This window comes from Bacteroides hominis (assembly GCF_033042785.2).
Taxonomy (GTDB): domain Bacteria; phylum Bacteroidota; class Bacteroidia; order Bacteroidales; family Bacteroidaceae; genus Bacteroides; species Bacteroides hominis.
On the sequence record NZ_CP178829.1, the window covers coordinates 4,585,934 to 4,605,262 of the forward strand.

At 47.8% G+C, this 19,329-nt stretch carries 10 protein-coding genes; 2 read left to right on the forward strand and 8 right to left on the reverse strand.

The genetic code is table 11. The features are described 5' to 3' along the window. Nucleotides 1–94 precede the first annotated feature (94 nt). The 3 genes from R3O62_RS19450 to R3O62_RS19460 form a co-directional block, all read right to left on the reverse strand. On the reverse strand, nucleotides 95–3,157 hold the full coding sequence (locus R3O62_RS19450) for a glycoside hydrolase family 2 TIM barrel-domain containing protein (RefSeq protein WP_317472804.1): 3,063 nt from the start codon (nucleotides 3,155–3,157) through the stop codon (nucleotides 95–97). A gap of 110 nt (nucleotides 3,158–3,267) precedes the next feature. Continuing rightward, on the reverse strand, nucleotides 3,268–5,586 hold the full coding sequence (locus R3O62_RS19455) for a family 20 glycosylhydrolase (RefSeq protein WP_234070652.1): 2,319 nt from the start codon (nucleotides 5,584–5,586) through the stop codon (nucleotides 3,268–3,270). Between the two features lie 17 nt (nucleotides 5,587–5,603). Further along, entirely contained in the window at nucleotides 5,604–7,190 is a 1,587-nt protein-coding gene (locus tag R3O62_RS19460; protein ID WP_005780539.1) for a sulfatase family protein, read from the reverse strand. Between the two features lie 398 nt (nucleotides 7,191–7,588). Here R3O62_RS19460 and R3O62_RS19465 point away from each other — a divergent pair, with 398 nt between their 5' ends. Further along, nucleotides 7,589–9,055 carry an arylsulfatase gene (locus R3O62_RS19465; protein ID WP_005807589.1) on the forward strand — a complete coding sequence of 489 codons (1,467 nt, stop codon included), beginning with the start codon at nucleotides 7,589–7,591 and terminating at the stop codon, nucleotides 9,053–9,055. Between the two features lie 101 nt (nucleotides 9,056–9,156). Here R3O62_RS19465 and R3O62_RS19470 read toward each other — a convergent pair whose 3' ends face one another. After that, nucleotides 9,157–10,806: a beta-N-acetylhexosaminidase gene (locus R3O62_RS19470; RefSeq protein ID WP_269109999.1), complete on the reverse strand. Its 1,650-nt coding sequence runs from the start codon at nucleotides 10,804–10,806 to the stop codon at nucleotides 9,157–9,159. A 196-nt stretch (nucleotides 10,807–11,002) separates the two neighbouring features. Here R3O62_RS19470 and R3O62_RS19475 point away from each other — a divergent pair, with 196 nt between their 5' ends. Continuing rightward, entirely contained in the window at nucleotides 11,003–13,921 is a 2,919-nt protein-coding gene (locus tag R3O62_RS19475) for a ligand-binding sensor domain-containing protein (protein ID WP_269109998.1), read from the forward strand. A 178-nt stretch (nucleotides 13,922–14,099) separates the two neighbouring features. On the opposite strand, the gene R3O62_RS19480 is transcribed toward R3O62_RS19475, so the two are convergent. The 4 genes from R3O62_RS19480 to R3O62_RS19495 form a co-directional block, all read right to left on the reverse strand. Continuing rightward, nucleotides 14,100–15,152, reverse strand: a complete 1,053-nt coding sequence (locus R3O62_RS19480) for a class I fructose-bisphosphate aldolase (protein ID WP_005780549.1) — start codon at nucleotides 15,150–15,152, stop codon at nucleotides 14,100–14,102. A gap of 167 nt (nucleotides 15,153–15,319) precedes the next feature. Next, nucleotides 15,320–16,066 (reverse strand): 2,3-diphosphoglycerate-dependent phosphoglycerate mutase, encoded by a 747-nt coding sequence (gene gpmA / locus R3O62_RS19485; RefSeq protein WP_005807593.1) that lies wholly within the window; start codon nucleotides 16,064–16,066, stop codon nucleotides 15,320–15,322. Nucleotides 16,067–16,256: 190 nt separating this feature from the next. Beyond that, nucleotides 16,257–17,711, reverse strand: a complete 1,455-nt coding sequence (locus R3O62_RS19490; protein ID WP_175636800.1) for an ATP-binding cassette domain-containing protein — start codon at nucleotides 17,709–17,711, stop codon at nucleotides 16,257–16,259. 101 nt (nucleotides 17,712–17,812) lie between these two features. After that, nucleotides 17,813–19,327, reverse strand: a complete 1,515-nt coding sequence (locus R3O62_RS19495) for an arylsulfatase (RefSeq protein ID WP_122296190.1) — start codon at nucleotides 19,325–19,327, stop codon at nucleotides 17,813–17,815. Nucleotides 19,328–19,329 lie beyond the last annotated feature (2 nt).

A 19,329-nucleotide genomic window follows, 5' to 3' on the forward strand; every position in this document is an offset into this window, starting at 1 on the left:
TCCTCTCTTCAATATCCTATTAACAAGAACTTAAAAACTCTCTGAAACTCTGTGGTAAACCGTATCCTTTTCTATTCCACGTTAAATATTCTGTCTATTTCACTCCTCTCAGCGTGAACTCAAAACTCTGCTCCGTCAGCGGCACACGGTATTGCGGTTGTACACCGGGACCACAGGTTGCTGTCCCTACACCTGCCTGTTCGGCATCCAGATGAACAGTGATACGGCCGTTACGTTCCAGATCGTTAATGTGGCGGGCTTTCTCCAGCACATCGTCAGTAAACGGAACGACACTGAACTGGAACGGACGGTTCGAATCGACAAAGATTCCTTGTCCGGCTTCATCCTCCAATTTCATCCAGCGGACATCCGTACGATTTCCGGTAGACTGCGGAGTCACGTAATAGTGGAACATCCTTTCGGCAGTAGTCCGATACAGCCCTATCTTGCCCGACTGCATACGGTCAGCGTAAGTCTCGTTATCACCGCGTCCCAGATAAGCCACATTGCCAAACGTATCGTTCATCTCGAAGGCCAGCCCCAGGCGTGCCATTGATTTCACCACAGCCGTATCGGGACGGAAAGTCACTTTCACCTTCAAAGCCCCGGCAGCATTCAGTGAGTAAATGAAATCGGCATCCCCCACTTTAGTTCCCTTCGCATTCAGGACTTCTACTCGTGCAGTAGCGGTACTCTTGCTCTCCTTCAGTGACACCACTTTCTGGCTCAGCTGATCGAGTCCGGATTTACGCCAAAGATAAGCACCGTTGCGATCGCGGTTATCATTGTCCGTAGCGGGACGGAAAAGACTCAGTGTAACAGGAGTTGCCAGCAATTCCTGCCCGTCCAGTGTAAAAGAGTTCAAAGCACCAGTCGCCTTATCCAGCGTAAAAGCAGTCTGTCCGGCCTTGGCAGGCAGATAAGCCGTACTGTTCTTTGTTCCGGGCAATACAAACTGGTCGTAAGCCACCTCCCAATCAGTACCCACCATCGGTGAAGCTTCTTTACGAGTCCAGCTCAGGTTGAGATATCCTTCACGCACATTGGCAGGCAAGACAACTTTTCCTAATGTCATATCAACCGTAGCATGTGGCGCACAATTCACTTCTTTTGTTCCTTCTGTGACCGTTTGTCCGTTATCGCCCACCACCTGCCAATGCAGGATATATTCGTTCAGATTGGAGAAGTCGAACCAGTTTTTCACTCTTATGGTCAGATTGCTCTTATTGAGCAAGGTACACTTGATGTTCTGATAAATCTTTTTCACTTCAAGCAAGTGCGGATGCGGGACACGGTCAGCGCTTACCAACCCGTTGCAGCAGAAATTACCGAAACTCGGAACTCCTTTGGGACCGTAGTCCCCACCATACGACCAATACCAACGCCCATTCGCGTCTATCTCACGGAACGACTGGTCTACCCAGTCCCACACACAACCGCCTTGTGCCATCGGATTATTTTCGAACACATCCCAATACTCCTTCAGGCCACCTACGCTGTTGCCCATGGCGTGCACGTATTCGCAAAGAATGAACGGACGGTAAATATCTTTCTGTGCCAGATAGGTTTTGATTTCATCGACACTGCGGTACATCCGGCAATAAATATCGGTGTTATAATTCTGCTCGGCACGTTCGTATTGAACGGGACGATTCTTTTCTACCGATTTCAACCAGTCATAGGTACGTTCGAAGTTAATTCCGTTTCCGGCTTCGTTACCCAACGACCAAATGACGATGGCAGGATGGTTCTTCGAACGCTCGTACATACGGTGTGTACGATCCATGTGTGCTGTCAGCCAAGTGCTGTCCTTGGCAAGCGAAGCAGGACCGTATCCCATACCGTGCGACTCGATGTTGGCCTCGTCGATCATATAAAGTCCGTAGCGATCGCAAAGCTGATACCAGTACGGATGAGTGGGATAATGTGAATTACGCACGGTATTGATATTGTGCAGCTTCATCAATCGGATATCCTGCTCCATCAGCTCTTTGCTGACAGTACGTCCCGATTGCGAATGTTCATGCCGGTTGGTTCCCTTCACCAGCACAGGTACACCATTGATGCAGAAACGTCCGTCCTTGATCTCCGAAGTACGGAAACCCACTTCGCAACCGGTAACTTCCGTCACCCGTCCTCCCGCATTTTTCAGTTCCAACACGAGCGTATAGAGATTGGGGTGCTCGGCACTCCAAGCCTTCACGTCTTTCAAGCGTTGTTCACCGAAAGTGATGAAGTTACTCAACCCACGTGATTTGACAGGCATTTCGCCCGAAAGTACGGGACGTCCGGCTGCATCATTCAGAGTATAAGTTACAGATACCGCTCCATTGGCAGGTCCCTCAACGGTAACATCGAGTCCGAAGATACCATCTTTGTAACGCTCCTTCTCGAGGGTGGCATTTACTTTATAGTCGGCAATGTACTGCTTCGGAGTACTATATAAATATACATCACGTTCAATGCCGCTCAAACGCCACATATCCTGACATTCCAGGTAAGAGCCCGAACTCCAGCGGTAGACTTCAAGTGCGACGGTATTCTCGCCTTCTTCCAGCTTGTCAGTAATGTCCCACTCGGCTGCCGTCTTTGAGCCTTGGTTGTAACCGAGGAAATGGCCGTTCACCCATACATAATAGAAAGAGGTGACACCTTCACAACAGAGAACCACCCGGCGGTCTTTCCATCCGGCAGGCACAGTGAAAGTTCGGCGGTAAGAGCCAACTTCGTTTTCTTCAAACGGTACGAGAGGAGGATTCTTCTTGAAGTTGAACATCTTATCATCGAATTCATAAGTCTCGTTCACATAAATAGCAGTTCCATATCCCTGACGCTCCCAGTTTCCGGGTACATTAATGTCTGCCCACCCTCCGGTATAGAACGAAGGTTTATAAAAGTCTTTCGGACGGAGGTCGGGATTCTTCACCCAATGGAATTTCCATTTGCCGTTCAGGCTCAAATAATAGGGAGACTGTTCATAGTCCCCTTTTTTCACATCGGCAGCATCTGCGTAAGGCCACACATAGGTGTGAGGGGCCAACTTGTTCAGGCCTACCGCATATTGGCTCTGCCATTCGGGAGTCTTCTGCGCCTTTGCGGGCACCATAACCAGACAGGCCAGTATCAGTAGAAAGGTTAGTTTGATAGGTTTGTTCATTGTTTATCAGGTATTTAATATTCAATTATCTTTCTCGGGGGATGTGTCAAAACTCGCCACAGAAGACTTTTGACACATCCCCCTTTGATTTTTAAAGGTAAATACGGATCCTATTCGATCATAACTTCGTCAAAAAAGACGCGCGCTTCCTGTCCGGGACGCACATGATCAGGAGGACATTTTCCGGCTCCACGAACTGTAACGCGCACATATCTGGCCTTTGCCGCTCCCAGATCGAATTTCAAATCATCCACATAAGTTCCTTCACGGAAAATATCTTCGGGAGTAAATCGCTTCTCTCCCACTTCCGTAAAACTAATGTTATCCGAAGACAACGCAACACTGACGGACTCCGGTTTGTGCACAGCCATTCCGTACACTGTAATAGAACCCAGCGTAAAAGTATGGATATTTTCTTCTTTTTGCAAATCTATCGTAAAAGAAATACTATCATTGTCTGTCCACGAGCACCATTCGGAATCGGTTTGTTTCAAGCTGCCACGCACTCCGTTGGTTAAAACCGGAACACCGGAAGCCCCCCGGGTGAATACCGGTTTCGCAGTAGCCTTATTGTATGACAAAGGCAACACGAGGGTCTTTCCCATCTGCCGCCCATCGGCAAAAGTGGCACACTTCAAGGTCTGTGCGGTACGGAACATGAGTGACTGAGTATAGAGAGCAGAAGCTGCTCCCGGCTCGGCGCCATCGGTTGTATAACGGATTTCCACATCGGGACGCATGCACTCCAGTTTCACTTGCAATGTACCATCAACTGGAGTAGACGTATGTTGTATGTTGTACATAGAACGGGCGTATCCCACCCCTTTGACGGCAAGGTGTTCGTTATAACGATCCAGCGCTTTCAGAAACGAAGCCCAGTTTTTCTGCTCCGGGCGACTCCATCCCACTTCGGCAAGTGCTGCCAGACGGGGGAAGACGAGATAGTCCACATCCTCGGGACGGTTACAGAACTCCGTCCATAACGATGCCTGTACGCCCATCAGTAACGAAGCATATTCGGGCTTCCAATTCTTCTGCACAGGTTCGTATTGATAAACGTCTTTCAGCGTATTGTTACCAAAATAAGTGAGTGGTTCAAACCATTGCGGTCCTTGATAACGGATCAGGTACATCACACGGGCCGGAGTCATCACAAAGCGATGTCCCTGCGCAGCAGCTTTCAGGGCAGCGTTGCCCATCCCTTGCCAACCGAAGACAACGGCTCCCTCGGGGATGAAGCTGTTTGTCAACTCGTCCCATCCCATCACCTCTTTACCTTTACTGCGCACATAGTCGCCTATCCGCTTCATGAAATAGCCTTGAAGGTCCTCTTCATGGGCAATGTGTTCTTTCTTCATACGATCCTGGCAAAGAGGACACTTTTTCCAATAAGTTTTCTGCGCTTCGTCGCCACCCAGATGGATGTAATGTGAAGGAAAAAGCGCAGCCACTTCATCAATGACATCTTGCAGAAAAGTGAATACACTATCGTTTCCGGCACAGTAGATGATTCCTGCATGGTCTCCACCCAGACCGGGCAATACACCGATAAACCGGTCTACCACGGGACAAGCCAGATGCGGATAAGCAGCCAGTGACGAATTGGTATGTGCCGGCATCTCTATCTCGGGAATGATCTCTACCTGACGGTCGGCAGCATAAGCTATCATCTCCCTCATATCCTCCTGGGTATAAAAGCCACCGATGGGAGTCGGTTCTCCGGGCAACGGATTCCGGCGCGAATGGAATGGCACATCGGTATGATCCACCCGCCAGGCACCGACCTCGGTCAGCCGGGGATATTTCTTAATTTCAAGCCGCCACCCATTATCGTCCACCAGATGGAAATGGAGTTTATTCACCTTCAGCATAGCCATGCAATCGATGATTCTCAACACATATTCTTTGGGAAGAAAAAAGCGGGAAACATCAAGCATTAGCCCCCGGTAACCGAAACGGGGCTCGTCCTGAATGCTCAAACAAGGAACCGTCCACAGTGCATTGACTGTATGATGATTTTCAATATCGGGAGGAAGCAACTGGCGGATGGTCTGCAAGGCATAGAAAAACCCTTTCACATCCGATGCTCTGACCGTAATCTGTTCTGGAATGATATCCAACCGATAGGCTTCGCTTTTCAATGACTTGTCGGTGACGAAACGTACATCGCCTTTCATCTCTCCCGTTTTCAGTACGGGAGTAAACCCGGCAGCTTTGGTGAAGAGGTTTATAAAATTCCGTACCACTTTCGCCTGTTCGGCATTTTCCACAACCAGCGTAGTACCTCCCGAAAAACGGAAATGCCCGGTGCCCGATACCATTTGTACCGGGCAGGGGACTATAGAAACTGTTTGTGTTAAGTCATCGGCCTGCAACGCCGCAAGGGGGCAGAGCGTCAGCAGGAGTATGCATATTATAATGTGTTTCATATATCCGGGATTTCCACTTATTCTTTATCTCTCTCCGGCGAGAAACGTACCGGATCATTATACTGTTCCTGAAGTTGCAGCATCTGCTCTTTGAGTTCTTTCACTACAGGTTCGTATTCTTTCTGCCCGTACAGATTATGCATCTCCGTCGGATCAGCCTGCATATCATAAAGTTCCCACCAGTTGATGTCATTGTAGAAATGAATCAGTTTATAGCGTTCGGTACGTACCCCGTAATGGCGTTTCACCATATGTTCGGCGGGATACTCATAGAAATGATAGTACAGTGCCTTCCGCCAGTCTTTGGGTTGTTCACCCTTCAGCAACGGTAACAGAGATACACCCTGAATATCGGCAGGAACGGGAGCACCGGCCAATTCAAGGAACGTAGGTGCATAGTCGATGTTCTGAACCATTTCGGTAATGTCGCCACGACGGTCAAAGCCCTTCGGCATACGCATGATCAGCGGTGTGCGCATCGATTCTTCGTACATGAAGCGTTTGTCGAACCAGCCGTGTTCGCCCATATAGAAGCCCTGGTCAGAAGTGTAGACTACCAGGGTGTTATCCAGTAATCCTTTCTTTTCAAGATAGTCAAGCACACGTCCCACATTGTCGTCCAGCGACTTCACTGTCTTCATATAGTCACGCATGTAACGCTGGAACTTCCAGTTGGCAAGTTCCTTCCCACTTAGATTCTGCTTGTAGAAGTCATCGATCAACGGACCGTAGAATTTATCCCATGCCGCACGTTGTCCTTCGTCCATACGTCCCAGAAATCTCTGGTAGAGCGATTTTAAACGTGAATCTTTATCGGGGCGAAGCATCTTCAGGTCATAAATCATATCCATATCCTTCACAATACTCATCTCTTGCGCTGCGGCAGCCGGACGGCCTTCGTAATCGTCAAAGAAATTGTCGGGCAGCGGGAAGGTTTTGTCTTCGTACAAAGCCAGGTTACAGGTATCCGCCATCCAGTTGCGGTGGATAGCTTTATGGTGAATCAGCAGGCAGAACGGTTTGCTCTCGTCACGTTTGTTCTCCATCCAATCGATAGCGTCATCGGTAATCAGGTTGGTAATGTACCCATGTCTGTGAACGGTGTCGTTGTCCTGAGTGATAAAGTCGGGGTTATAATAGTCACCTTGTCCGGGCACGATCTCCCAATAATTGAATCCTGAGGGCAGACTCTCAAGGTGCCACTTGCCTACAAGTGCAGTTTGATAGCCGGCCTTCTGAAGCAGTTTCGGGAAAGTTTGCTGGGCACTGTCGAACACGCAGGTAGTATTGTCATAAAACTTGTTGGCACAACTATGCTTGCCTGTGATCATACAAGCACGGCTGGGACCGCTCAGAGAGTTTGCAACGAAGGAATTTGTAAAACGCACGCCGTCACGGGCAATACGGTCGAGGTTCGGAGTTTCCATATAACGGGTATCGTAGCAGCTCATCATTTGTGCCGTATGGTCGTCCGTCATAATATAAACAATGTTCAGGGGTTTTTGCTCTTCTTTCTGTTTGCCTGTGGCACATGAAGCCAAAGAAGCTACTGCCGCCGCACCTGTCAGCGAGCAGAGAATTCCGGAAGATAGGTTGTTCATCATAAAGTAGTTTTTCTATTAGGGATTAATTAGTGGTACAAATATAAAGAGTTTTAACACCCCATAGAGTTCAAAAACAACTATGATTCTTCTGAAAACGTCTAATAATGGAATAAAAAGGGCATTTATAGACGTTTTTGAACATCGGATAGACAAAATCGGAAGCCTGTCGTGAACGAGTCTTAACTGAAATTTGTATATTTGCAGACATAGAAGCCTGACAAAATGGAATAGAAACGAATCGAGTTCACCACAGATTACACAGATTAGCACAGATTCTTTAATCTAATTCTCAATGAAATAAATCATTTATCTGTGGAAATCTGTGTAATCTGTGGTGAATAAAACTCAAAACCAATACTGAATGAACTAAATACAAACCTAATCAACAAACTCTTTTTATGAATCAAAAATTATTGCTCAGCAGTGCGCTGCTTGTCGGCATGGCCGGAACACAACAAGCGTTTGCACAAAAGAAAAAAGTTCAGGACCCCAAAAAGCCGAACGTAGTTTTCATTTTGGCCGACGACCTCGGATTCGGTGACCTGAGTTGCTACGGACAAGAGAAGTTCGAAACTCCCAACATCGACAAACTGGCCCAGGAAGGAATGCGCTTCACCCAATGTTATTCGGGAACAACGGTAAGTGCCCCCTCACGCTCTTGCCTGCTGACAGGCACTCATAGCGGACATACGGCTATCCGTGGTAACGTCGAACTCGATCCGGAAGGACAATTCCCTCTGCCGGCAGATGCACAGACCATCTTCCACGATTTTCAGAACGCAGGATACAAAACCGGCGCTTTCGGTAAATGGGGACTGGGATTCATCGGCTCTACAGGCGATCCGAAAAAACAGGGAATCGACGAATTCTACGGTTACAACTGCCAATTGCTGGCACACAGCTACTATCCCGATCACTTGTGGGACAATGACAAACGAGTAGAGTTGAAAGACAACACACTGGATGTGCAGTATGGCAAAGGTACTTACTCACAAGACCTGATCCACTCAAAGGCACTCGACTTCCTTGACCGGATGGGAAAAAGCGGAGAATCGTTCTGCATGTGGTATCCTACCATCATCCCTCATGCCGAACTGATCGTGCCCGAAGACAGCATTATCAAAAAGTTCCGCGGCAAGTATCCCGAGAAGCCTTTCCATGGCACCGAACCGGGTAACCCGGCATTCCGTAAAGGCGGATACTGCTCTCAGTTCTACCCTCACGCAACGTTTGCAGCCATGGTTTACCGCCTCGACGTATATGTAGGCCAGATTGTACAGAAGCTGAAAGATATGGGTATCTATGACAACACCATCATCATCTTTGCCAGCGATAACGGACCGCACATGGAAGGCGGAGCCGATCCGGACTTCTTCAATAGCAACGGCATCTGGCGCGGATATAAACGCGACCTCTACGAAGGAGGAATCCGTGTACCGATGATCATCTCTTGGCCGGAACGTGTACAACCCAGCACCCAAACCGACTTCATGTGTTCGTTCTGGGATGTAATGCCCACTTTCCGTGAAATATTGAACCCGAAAGCCAAGAACCAACAGATGGACGGTGTGAGTCTGTTACCACTACTTGAAAACCGCAAAGGACAGAAAGAACACGAATATCTGTATTTTGAGTTCCAGGAGATGAACGGACGCCAGGCCGTACGTAAAGGCCCGTGGAAGTTAGTTCACATGAACGTTCGCGGCAAAAACCCGTATTTCGAACTCTACAACCTGAATTCCGATCCGTCGGAACGCCACAATGTACTGAACCAGTTCCCGGAAAAAGTGGCCGAACTGAAAGGCATCATGCAGGCTGCACATGTGCCAAATCCTAATTTCCCACTGTTACCGGGAGAAAAATAAGAAGAAACCTTTTACTTCATTACAGAATACACAGAGGGCACAGAGATAATTTCTTTCAATGGAAAATCTCTGTGCCCTCTATAATTATTAATAACTTGCAGTTATTGCTTCACTGCCACCGTATCTGCCGCAAAGACATCTTTCCGGTAGCCATACCCCAGGTCGGAATAAATCTTCAACATCTCAGGCAGACGTTCCATGAAACGGTCAAAATTTTTATGTTCCGGCAATGTCCATTGTATTTCGGACAAAGCAGCCATTCGAGGTAAAATCTGCCACTCCATCTTGGTTGAATCGGCAGTCCACTCCGTCCAGATACAACCTTGAGTACCGATTACAAACTTCTTTTCGGCATCGGTCAGTTCGGCAGGAACAGGTTCGAAGTTATATACACGATTCATCCATTCGAATCCGGTCATCTTATTAATGCGCGGATTGCTGAAATAGAGCCGCTGGATAGGAGTCATGATGACATCGTGATGCTGGCGCGCAGCTTCGATGCCTCCTTGAATACCCCTCCATGACATGATGGTAGAATTCGGGGTCAGACCGCCTTCCAATACTTCGTCCCATCCCAACATACGGCGTCCGTGGGCGTTGATCTCTTTCTCCAGCTCAGACATGAAATAGGTCTGCAACTGATTCTCTTTCGAATGTTTAGGCAGCGCTTTGATACCCAGTTCCTTAATTTTAGCCTGACATTTAGGGCATTTCTCCCAACGGCTCTTCGGACACTCGTCTCCACCGATATGAATGTATTCGGAAGGGAAAATATCCATAATCTCGTCCAACACGTCTTTAGTAAACTGAAGTGTCTGTTCGTTACCGGCACAAAGCACATCGGAAAATACACCAAATGAACAAAGCACCTTATAGGGACCACCCGTGCAACCCAGTTCCGGATAAGAAGCCAGAGCGGCTGTAGTATGTCCCGGAAGGTCTATTTCGGGAACTACCGTAATGAAGCGATCGGCCGCATAACGGACAATCTCACGGGCTTCATCCTGTGTATAGAAACCACTGTGAGGCTTTCCATCGAACTTCTTGGTTTCCCAGTCAATAATGGTAGAATCTCGTCTGGAACCTATTTCCGTTAGTTTGGGATACTTTTTGATTTCAATTCGCCACCCCTGGTCTTCGGTCAGGTGCCAATGGAAATAGTTGATGTTATGCAATGCTATCAGGTCAATCATCTGTTTGAGGTAGCTGACGGGGAAGAAATGGCGACCTACGTCGATCATGAATCCACGATAACGGAAACGGGGAAAGTCGGTAACCGTCCCGGCAGGAAGAGCTGCCGCCACTTTTCCGTCCTTCAGAATCGGAAGGGCTTTGTGGATGGTTTGGGTACCGTAGAATACTCCGGCCTCACTGCCTCCGGTGAGAAGAACCTTCTCGGGGGTGATCTCAAGTTTATAACCTTCGGGGTGAGTCATTGTCGTATCTACAGCAAGGATAATGGCGTTACTGCCCTTCTCTTTATCGGACACACGGACTTCGGTTCCGGTCATCTCTTTTATAAAGGTAGCCAGAAAATCGGCAGTACGATGCATTTTTTCATTAGCTGCCGGATAGATGATCGTAGTACTGTGGTTGATAACAAAAGGTGTAGTGTCTTGGGCAAGGACAATCTCTTGCGGCTGAGGAATTACGTCCAGATTCCCCTTTTCAATAACTGCGGGGCGACAGGCACAGAATAGCACAACGGCCAACAAACCGGGAGCTAAACGGAATAATAATCTTTTGTTCATAGTGTTTTGATTTGCTCACCACAGAGTCACACCGAGTTCCATAGAGGAAGGAAGCATAGAAGATAGGCTCTATGGGACTCTGTGTACTCTGTGGTTAATGTTATTCATTTCGGCAAAGATAAGATTTTATTTCCATTTTTTTGGTCACGTCTATGCAAACTGTTACTTTTGCCGTTAACGTGATAGATATGCATCCATGAAAAACAACCCATATACCGGCTTTCTCTGTTGGTTGACCATACTTCTGGCAGTCTGCTGCCTCCCGCTGAAAGCCGGCCATTACTACTATAAACAGATTTCCCTGAAGGAGGGACTCCCTTCTACCGTGCGATGTGTCTATACCGAACCCAAAGGTTTCGTATGGATAGGCACCAATGCGGGATTGGGAAGGTTCGACGGAGAAAAGCTGAAGAAATATATCCACCGGAAAGAAGATGCACACTCGTTGCCACACAATTACATCCATCAGATCATTGAAGACAATCAACACAACATCTGGGTACTGACCGATGACGGAATAGCGCAGTATCGCAGGCAAAGCGACGATTTTACAACTCCACAAGACGAACAGGGACATTCCATCCTCGCCTATTCCGCTTGCCTGACGGAACAGGGGGTGATCTTCGGCGGCCGCAACCGCATCTATCGTTACGATTACGAAAACCGTTCCGTAAAACTTCTGCTGGACTTCAGTTCCGACCCTTACTTCGCCATCTCCGCCATCAGCCGATGGGACGAAGAGACGCTGCTATGTTGCAGCCGATGGCAAGGTCTCAGGTTGATCAATCTCCGTTCGGGAGAACGCCGTCTCCCTCCATTCGACTGTGGGAAAGAGATCATGGCACTTCTGATCGACTCGCACAACCGCATCTGGGTGGCCCCCTACAATGAAGGCTTGCGCTGCTTCAGTCCCGAAGGCAGATTGTTAGCCTCGTACACTACCGCAAACTCCCGCCTCAGCAACAACGTGGTGCTTAGCATAGCCGAACGGGACTCGCACATCTGGGTAGGAACAGACGGAGGAGGTATCAATATCATACGTCCGGACAACCATCAGATCAGCGTTCTTGAACATATTCCCGGAGATAACTATTCACTTCCCGTCAACTCTATCCTATCGCTCTACAACGATACCTATAACAATATGTGGGCCGGAAGCATTCGCAAGGGTTTGATCAATATCCGTGAAGTATCCATGAAGACCTATACCGATGTCTTTCCTGGAAGTAGCAAAGGGCTGAGTGATCCCGCCGTACTGAGTCTTTATCAGGACGAATCGGACGGACGGATCTGGATCGGTACAGACGGCGGAGGTATCAACAGTCTTGACCCCGACACGGAAGAGTTCCGTCACGACCGGTCTACCTGGGGAGACAAAGTAGTCTCTATCGCCGGTTTCACCCGGGAAACGCTCTTACTCTCTGTCTTTTCAAAAGGATTGTTTGTTTACAACAAAGCGAATGGAGAGCAACAGTTACTGACCATCGACCATCCCCGCCTCAAACAATATCTCTACTACAGCGGAATGGCGGTAAATGTCTATCAGGACGAACCGGGCAGCGTCCTCTTGCTGGCAGGACATATTTACCGATACGACACCGGCTCGCAGAAAATACGCGTAGTGAATGAAGAAGAAGGTATGGAGATTGCCGGCAGCATGAATGCCATTGCCCACAACGAGCGTTTCACCTACCTCAACGACAGCCGTACCCTCTACGAACTGGACCGGACAAACAACTGTCTGAAAAGACTTTTCAGCTGTACGGGCGATACATTATTATATTCTGTTTCGATGGACGAGAAAGGTGATTTCTGGATTGGCAGCAACACCGGACTGGGACAGTATACGCCGTCGACCAACCGGTATCATCCGTTGCCAACTTCCCTGTTCGGTGAAGTGAGTTCGGTCATTTGCGATCATCGGGGAAAAGTATGGATCGGGGCAGACCACATGTTGTTTGCCTGGATGCTGCAATCCCGGAAGTTCATCCTTTTCGGCGAATCGGACGGAGTTATTCCGAATGAATATCTGGCAAAGCCCCGGCTTGTCTCCGGCAAGGGAGAAGTTTATATGGGAGGCGCAAACGGACTGCTCTGCATCGATAACCGTTTTTCGACAGCTCCATCCGACTTTCCGGAAGTGGAACTGACCGACGTATACATAAACGGCGAACCGGCCATTAAGCAGATAACAGGACAGCCGGAGAAACTGACCCTCCCGCAGGACAGCCGGACCATAACCTTACGCATAATGTCCCACGAACAAGATATTTTCCGTAAAAAAAGATACCGTTATCAGATAGAAGGATTGAACGACGAACCGATTGAGTCGTACGATCCGGAACTGATTATCCGTTCACTTCCGGCAGGCAAATATCGGATATTGGCCGCATGCAGTACCAAGAATGGCGACTGGACTCCCTTCCGTCCTATCCTGTCACTCACCATACTACCTCCCTGGTACCGGAGCGGATGGTTCATCATCTGTGTATTGCTTATTGCATCGGGTGCTATTGCTGCCGTCATTCTCACCATTCTGCGCCGCAGGCAAAACCGGTTGAAATGGGAACTAAAAGAGCGGGAGTTACAGGAATATGAAGAAAAAATCCGATTCCTTGTCAATGTCAGCAACGAACTCCTCCCCTCGTTCACCGAGACGGGTGAAAGAGAACTGCAAATCGTAGAGCTGATACGAAACCGGCTCCGTAACGGAGAGAAAAGTAAAACGGACACCGACATTAAAAATATCCCCAAAGAGGAAAAGAGCGAACTCAGCCAACCGGACGAGACTTTCCTACGAAAACTGAACCGGCTAATCACCGACCACTTGGACAGTCCCGAACTGGACGTCACCTTCCTCTGTACGGAAATGGGATTGAGCCGTGCCTCACTCTACAACAAGTTAAAGGCCATGACCAACATGGGCGCCAACGATTACATCAATAAATTCCGCATGGAAAAGGCCATCCAACTGATCTCAACCACCGATCTCACCTTTACAGAGATAGCGGAAAAAATAGGATTTACAACATCCCGTTATTTCAGTACTTCATTCAAGCAATATACAGGAGAGACACCGACTCAGTATAAAGAGAAAATAAGGAAAAAGCAATAGGGTGTAGCCATCCGATGCATAGGGTATAACCATCCGGAGTACATGGCTACACCCTATGCCTCGGATAGCTACACCCTTTCGGACCCAGCATATTTCTTATCCGAATATAACTTCACTGAATAAAAAATGGAGTACGACACAGCCATACCCCATTCTCCATTCTAACAATCAAACTCAATCAAGCAATGGTGACAGATGCATCCAGATATACATCCTGGATGGCATTGAGCAATTCCACTCCCTCTTTCATCGGTTTCTGGAAAGCTTTACGTCCGCTAATCAACCCCATACCACCGGCACGTTTATTCACTACCGCCGTAACAACAGCGTCTTTCAGGTCGGAAGCTCCATGTGATTCGCCACCGGAATTAATCAAACCGACACGTCCCATATATCCGTTGGCTACCTGATAACGGCAAAGATCAATCGGGTGATCGGTAGTCAGTTCGGTATACATTCTTTCGTCTGTCTTTCCAAAATGAATTGCTTTGAAGCCACCGTTATTAGTAGGCAATTTCTGCTTCACAATATCCGCTTTAATGGTAACTCCAAGACGGTCTGCCTGCCCGGTTAGGTCGGCGGCAGCATGATAGTCTACCCCGTCTTTCTTAAAATCATTGTTGCGCAGATAACACCACAAGATAGTGGCCATGCCCAATTCATGCGCATAGTCAAAAGCCTCGGCAATCTCTACCAACTGACGACGGCTTTGCTCGGAACCGAAATAGATAGTAGCTCCCACAGCCACCGCTCCCATCTCCCATGCCTCCTTGACGGTGCCAAACAACACCTGATCATACGAATTGGGATAAGACAGCAGTTCATTATGGTTCAGTTTCACTACAAACGGAATTTTGTGAGCATACTTACGGGCAACAGCCCCCAAAATACCGAAAGTAGAAGCAACGGCATTACATCCGCCTTCAATGGCCAGTTTTACAATATTTTCCGGGTCAAAATAGATGGGATTCGGAGCGAACGAAGCTCCGGCTGTATGCTCAATATCCTGGTCGACAGGAAGAATGGACACATATCCCGTATTTGCCAGACGACCATGTCCCAGCAAAGTCTGCAAGCTGCGTAAGGTCTGTATGTTACGGTCCGAGTCGATCCATATCTTATCGATCGTATCCGGTGACGGCACGTGAATCAGTGATTTATCAATGGTTTTACAAGTGTGGTTCAGGTAGTATTCAGCCTGATTACCCAATAGTTCTATAATTTTATTCATAATTGTAATGGTTTTGAGTTTTATTCACCACGGAGTACACAGAGAACACAGAGAATATCTTTCTCTTAAACATCTTAATAAACAAGAGATTAAAACTCTGTGTCCTCCGTGTACTCTGTGGTGAATAATATTCATTTTTATTCCGTAATGAGGGGTTTCCTCTTATCTTATTTTTTCTTTCCCTGATTGGCAACCGCTTCCATCAGTTTCCGGATTTCTTCGGGGTCACCCAGGAAATAGTCTTTTTCCAGATTCAGTTCGTCACTGAATTCAAATACGTAAGGAACAGCAGTCGGCAGATTCAGTTTCACGATCTCTTCATCGGAGATGTGCTTCAAGTGCTTGATAATGCCCCGCAAACTGTTGCCGTGGGCAACCACCAGAATTTCATCAGCGGTTTTCAGATTCGGGAAAATGATACATTTCCAATAAGGCATGATGCGGTCGATGGTATCTTTCAAAGATTCCGTCCGGGGAAGTTCTGCATCGGGCACTTCCCGATAGCGGTTCTCAAAACGTGGATTTCTCGGATCGTCTTCCGACAGGGCATTGGGAGCTATATCATAACTCCTGCGCCAGATAAGTACCTGTTCGTCACCGTATTTGGCAGCCGTCTCGCTTTTATTCAATCCTTGCAGATCGCCATAATGCTTCTCATTCAGACGCCAACTCTTCTCCACCGGAATCCAGTCCTGATCCATCCGGTCGAGCACACAATTCAGCGTTTTCACCGCTCGTTTAAGGTACGAAGTATAAGCTTTATCGAAATTAAATCCATTTTCTTTCAGTAGTTCACCCGCTTTGCAGGCCTCGGCAATTCCCTTTTCTGTCAGATCGACATCGGTCCAGCCGGTAAAACGGTTCTCCTTGTTCCATGCACTTTCTCCATGACGGAGCAACACAATCTTTTTCATTCAACTCTCCTTTCTTTAGGTGTTTATTATAGAACATTTGTATTGAGTACAAAGTTCACGAAAGTAAAAGGAACAGTCAATACCTAAAAATGATGAAAGTGAGTTGTAAATTTGCCACAGAGTACACAGAGAATGCAAAAGACCATTCTTTCGAAGTAAGAGATAACTCTGTGTGCTCTGTGTTTGAATATCAACGATTTCTCTTTAGAAAAAGGCGATCGGTAATGACAGAGGGCAGTTCCGACTCATAATGGGTTACCATAATCATCGTTTTATCTTCACGGCAGCAGAAGGCCTCGATGATCTTTTTCACCCGCCGGCGATTGTACGTATCGAGTCCGTGCAGCGGTTCGTCCAGAATAAGTAATTCCGGATCTTTCACGAAAGCACGGGCCAGCAATGCCAAGCGCTGTTCACCACTCGAGAGTTGAAGAAAAGGTCTGTCTTTCAGAGCGGCAATGCCAAACACATCCATCCACCACTCGCAGGTGGCCATCTGGCTTTCCTGTGGACGCTTATACAAGCCGATGCTGTCATGCAACCCGGAAGCTACAATCTCAATGGCCGGCAGATTCTTAAGATAGGCACGGTGCATTTCGGGACTGACGTAACCGATATGCTTTTTTATCTCCCAAATGCTTTCACCTGTACCCCGCTTGCGTCCGAAAAGGCTGATGTCACAGGCATACGACTGAGGATTATCCGCACAAACCAAACTAAGCAACGTAGATTTGCCGGCACCGTTTTCTCCGCTCAATGCCCACTTCTCGCCCCGACGGACAGTCCAGTCGAGTTCTTTCAGGATGGTACGGTCATCATAACGGATGCTGACCTTATTTAATTTTACCACTTCCCCGGAATCATAGTTGGTTCCGTCATAAGGCAATCCGGCTATACGTTGTTGCAATACGTCCAGAGTCACGGCTACATCGGTCACACGAAATGCAGCCAGGTAAGCCCCTCGTTCCATTTTCGGAAGCACAGTCAAGTCTTCTACCGGAATCACATGGGTAATGAACGAAGGAATATCATCGAGCATCGAAAGCACAAGGATGATTTGCACAGACGACAGCCGGGTGAGGCGTTCGAGCAGGGAGAAAAGCAGTTCACGGGTCGGTGCATCCAAACCAATAAAAGGATTGTCCATTATCAGTACCCGGGGGGCAGTCAGCAAAGTTTTAGTCAGCTGAAATTTGCGCAACTCCCCACTGGAAAGGAGAATGATCTTCTTGTCCAACAACGGCTCGATGCGGAAGAGTTCAAACAATTCCTCCTTCAGCCGTTCATCTTTGATTTCCCCCAGCATCTCCCGCACGGAGGGGGCATCTTCCTGATCGTGGGCATTCCAGCGTTGCTGATAATAATAGTTAGCATCTGCTGCACCGTATGTATCACGAAAAGCAATGTATTTCACGTTATCATATACTGTCTGAGTAGAAGAAGGAGAAAAATCGTATTTCACCGTACCTTCACGCAAGGGATATTTACCCAGAAGCGTATCTACAAACAAACTCTTCCCTCCGCCGTTGGGACCTACGATAGCAATGTGTTCGCCGGCAGCGATTTGTGCTGTGACAGGTTGTGCCAAACGTACAAGCGGGTTGCGTGCTACGCCACCCGCTATACTGAATGTGTATTGTTCCATTATCCTATTTCATTATTAGGCGGAGCAAAAGTATATCAAAATCCGCACAAAGAGACAGAATAAGAGTAAAAAAAATCGTAGTATTGGGCAATCGTAGCCGGTCAGAACCTGAATTTAGGGTTTTCCGGTTCGGTATGCGACTCTTCCATCAACTTCGTCAGTTTCCGGACAATTTCCGGATATTCGCCTGCCACATCGTGCTCTTCCCTGAGATCCTTCTCCAGATCATATAACTTCATTGTAGAGTTTCCCTTCCGGATATTGTCGATAATTCCCTTCCACTTACCCATACGAATGGCTTTCAGACCGATCACCGGATCGGGATATTCCCAATACAGATATGCATGTTCTTTCTGCTGTCCGGTCTTGCCGAGCAAAGTGGGCAGGAAACTGATTCCGTCAGTCGGCGGACAATCAACCTTCGCAATATCCGCCAAAGTAGGCATTACATCCTGAAATCCGCAAATGTGATCGCTTTGAGTGGAAGGTTTGATCTTTCCGGGCCAGGTAACAATGGCAGGTATCCGTATTCCCCCTTCATGAACAAAACATTTTCCCCAGCCATACTCCGACTTGAAAGGGCCTCCGCTATCGAACCACGGTGAATCGCTTCCGCCGTTAAAGGTTGGACCGTTATCGGAAGTGAACATGATAATGGTATTATCATACAAATGATCTGCCTTGAGTTTCTCTATCAGTCTACCGATCTGTTCGTCGAAGTAGCTGATCATGGCAGCATAAGTCGCATGTGGATACCGGCAAGGCATATATCCGGCTTTCCCGGTGTAAGGCGCCTCGTCTCCAAACTTTTCGACATAGTGTTTCACCCACTTCTCCGGTGCCTGTAATGACACGTGCGGAAGCGGAGTAGTCCACATCAAAAAGAAAGGCTTCTTCTTGTTCTGTCCGACAAACGAAATCAGTTCATCAAAAATAAGATCATTAGCATACTCCTTCTGTGAAAATTTGGCATAACTGGCTTCATCGCGGGGATCTGTTCCGGGATCCAGCCGGGCAGTGTGAGGGTCGAGCACTTTATTGTTCAGATATACACGGTCTTCATCCTTATACAGAAAGGCCGGATAGTAACTGTGCGCTTGCCGCTGGCAGTTATATCCGTAAAAACTGTCGAATCCCTGTTTATTGGGAGTGCCCTCCGATCCCGGAGCACCCAACCCCCATTTCCCGTAACATCCGGTGACATATCCCGCCTGCTGCATCATCCTTCCGATAGTCATTGTATTGGCCTTCAGAGGATACTGTCCCTCCAGATTCGGATGCACATACATGGAGTCATAATTCATGATGGCTCCCCGGTATGCCATTTCATCATTGGCCCGTATCTGTGCATGTCCCGAATGCATACCTGTCATCAGTACACAGCGTGCCGGTGCCGAAACAGGCGATCCGGTATAGTGCTGGGTGAAACTGATGCCGTCTTTACACAGCTGGTCTATGTTCGGAGTTTCTATTTTTCCGGAACCATAACAACCAATATCCCCATACCCTAAATCGTCCATGATAATATAGATGATATTGGGTTGAGATTCTTTAACCTGACTTTTTGCCGATAAAGCAAATACGGATAGTCCGATATAGATTTCTATTCTTTTCATGC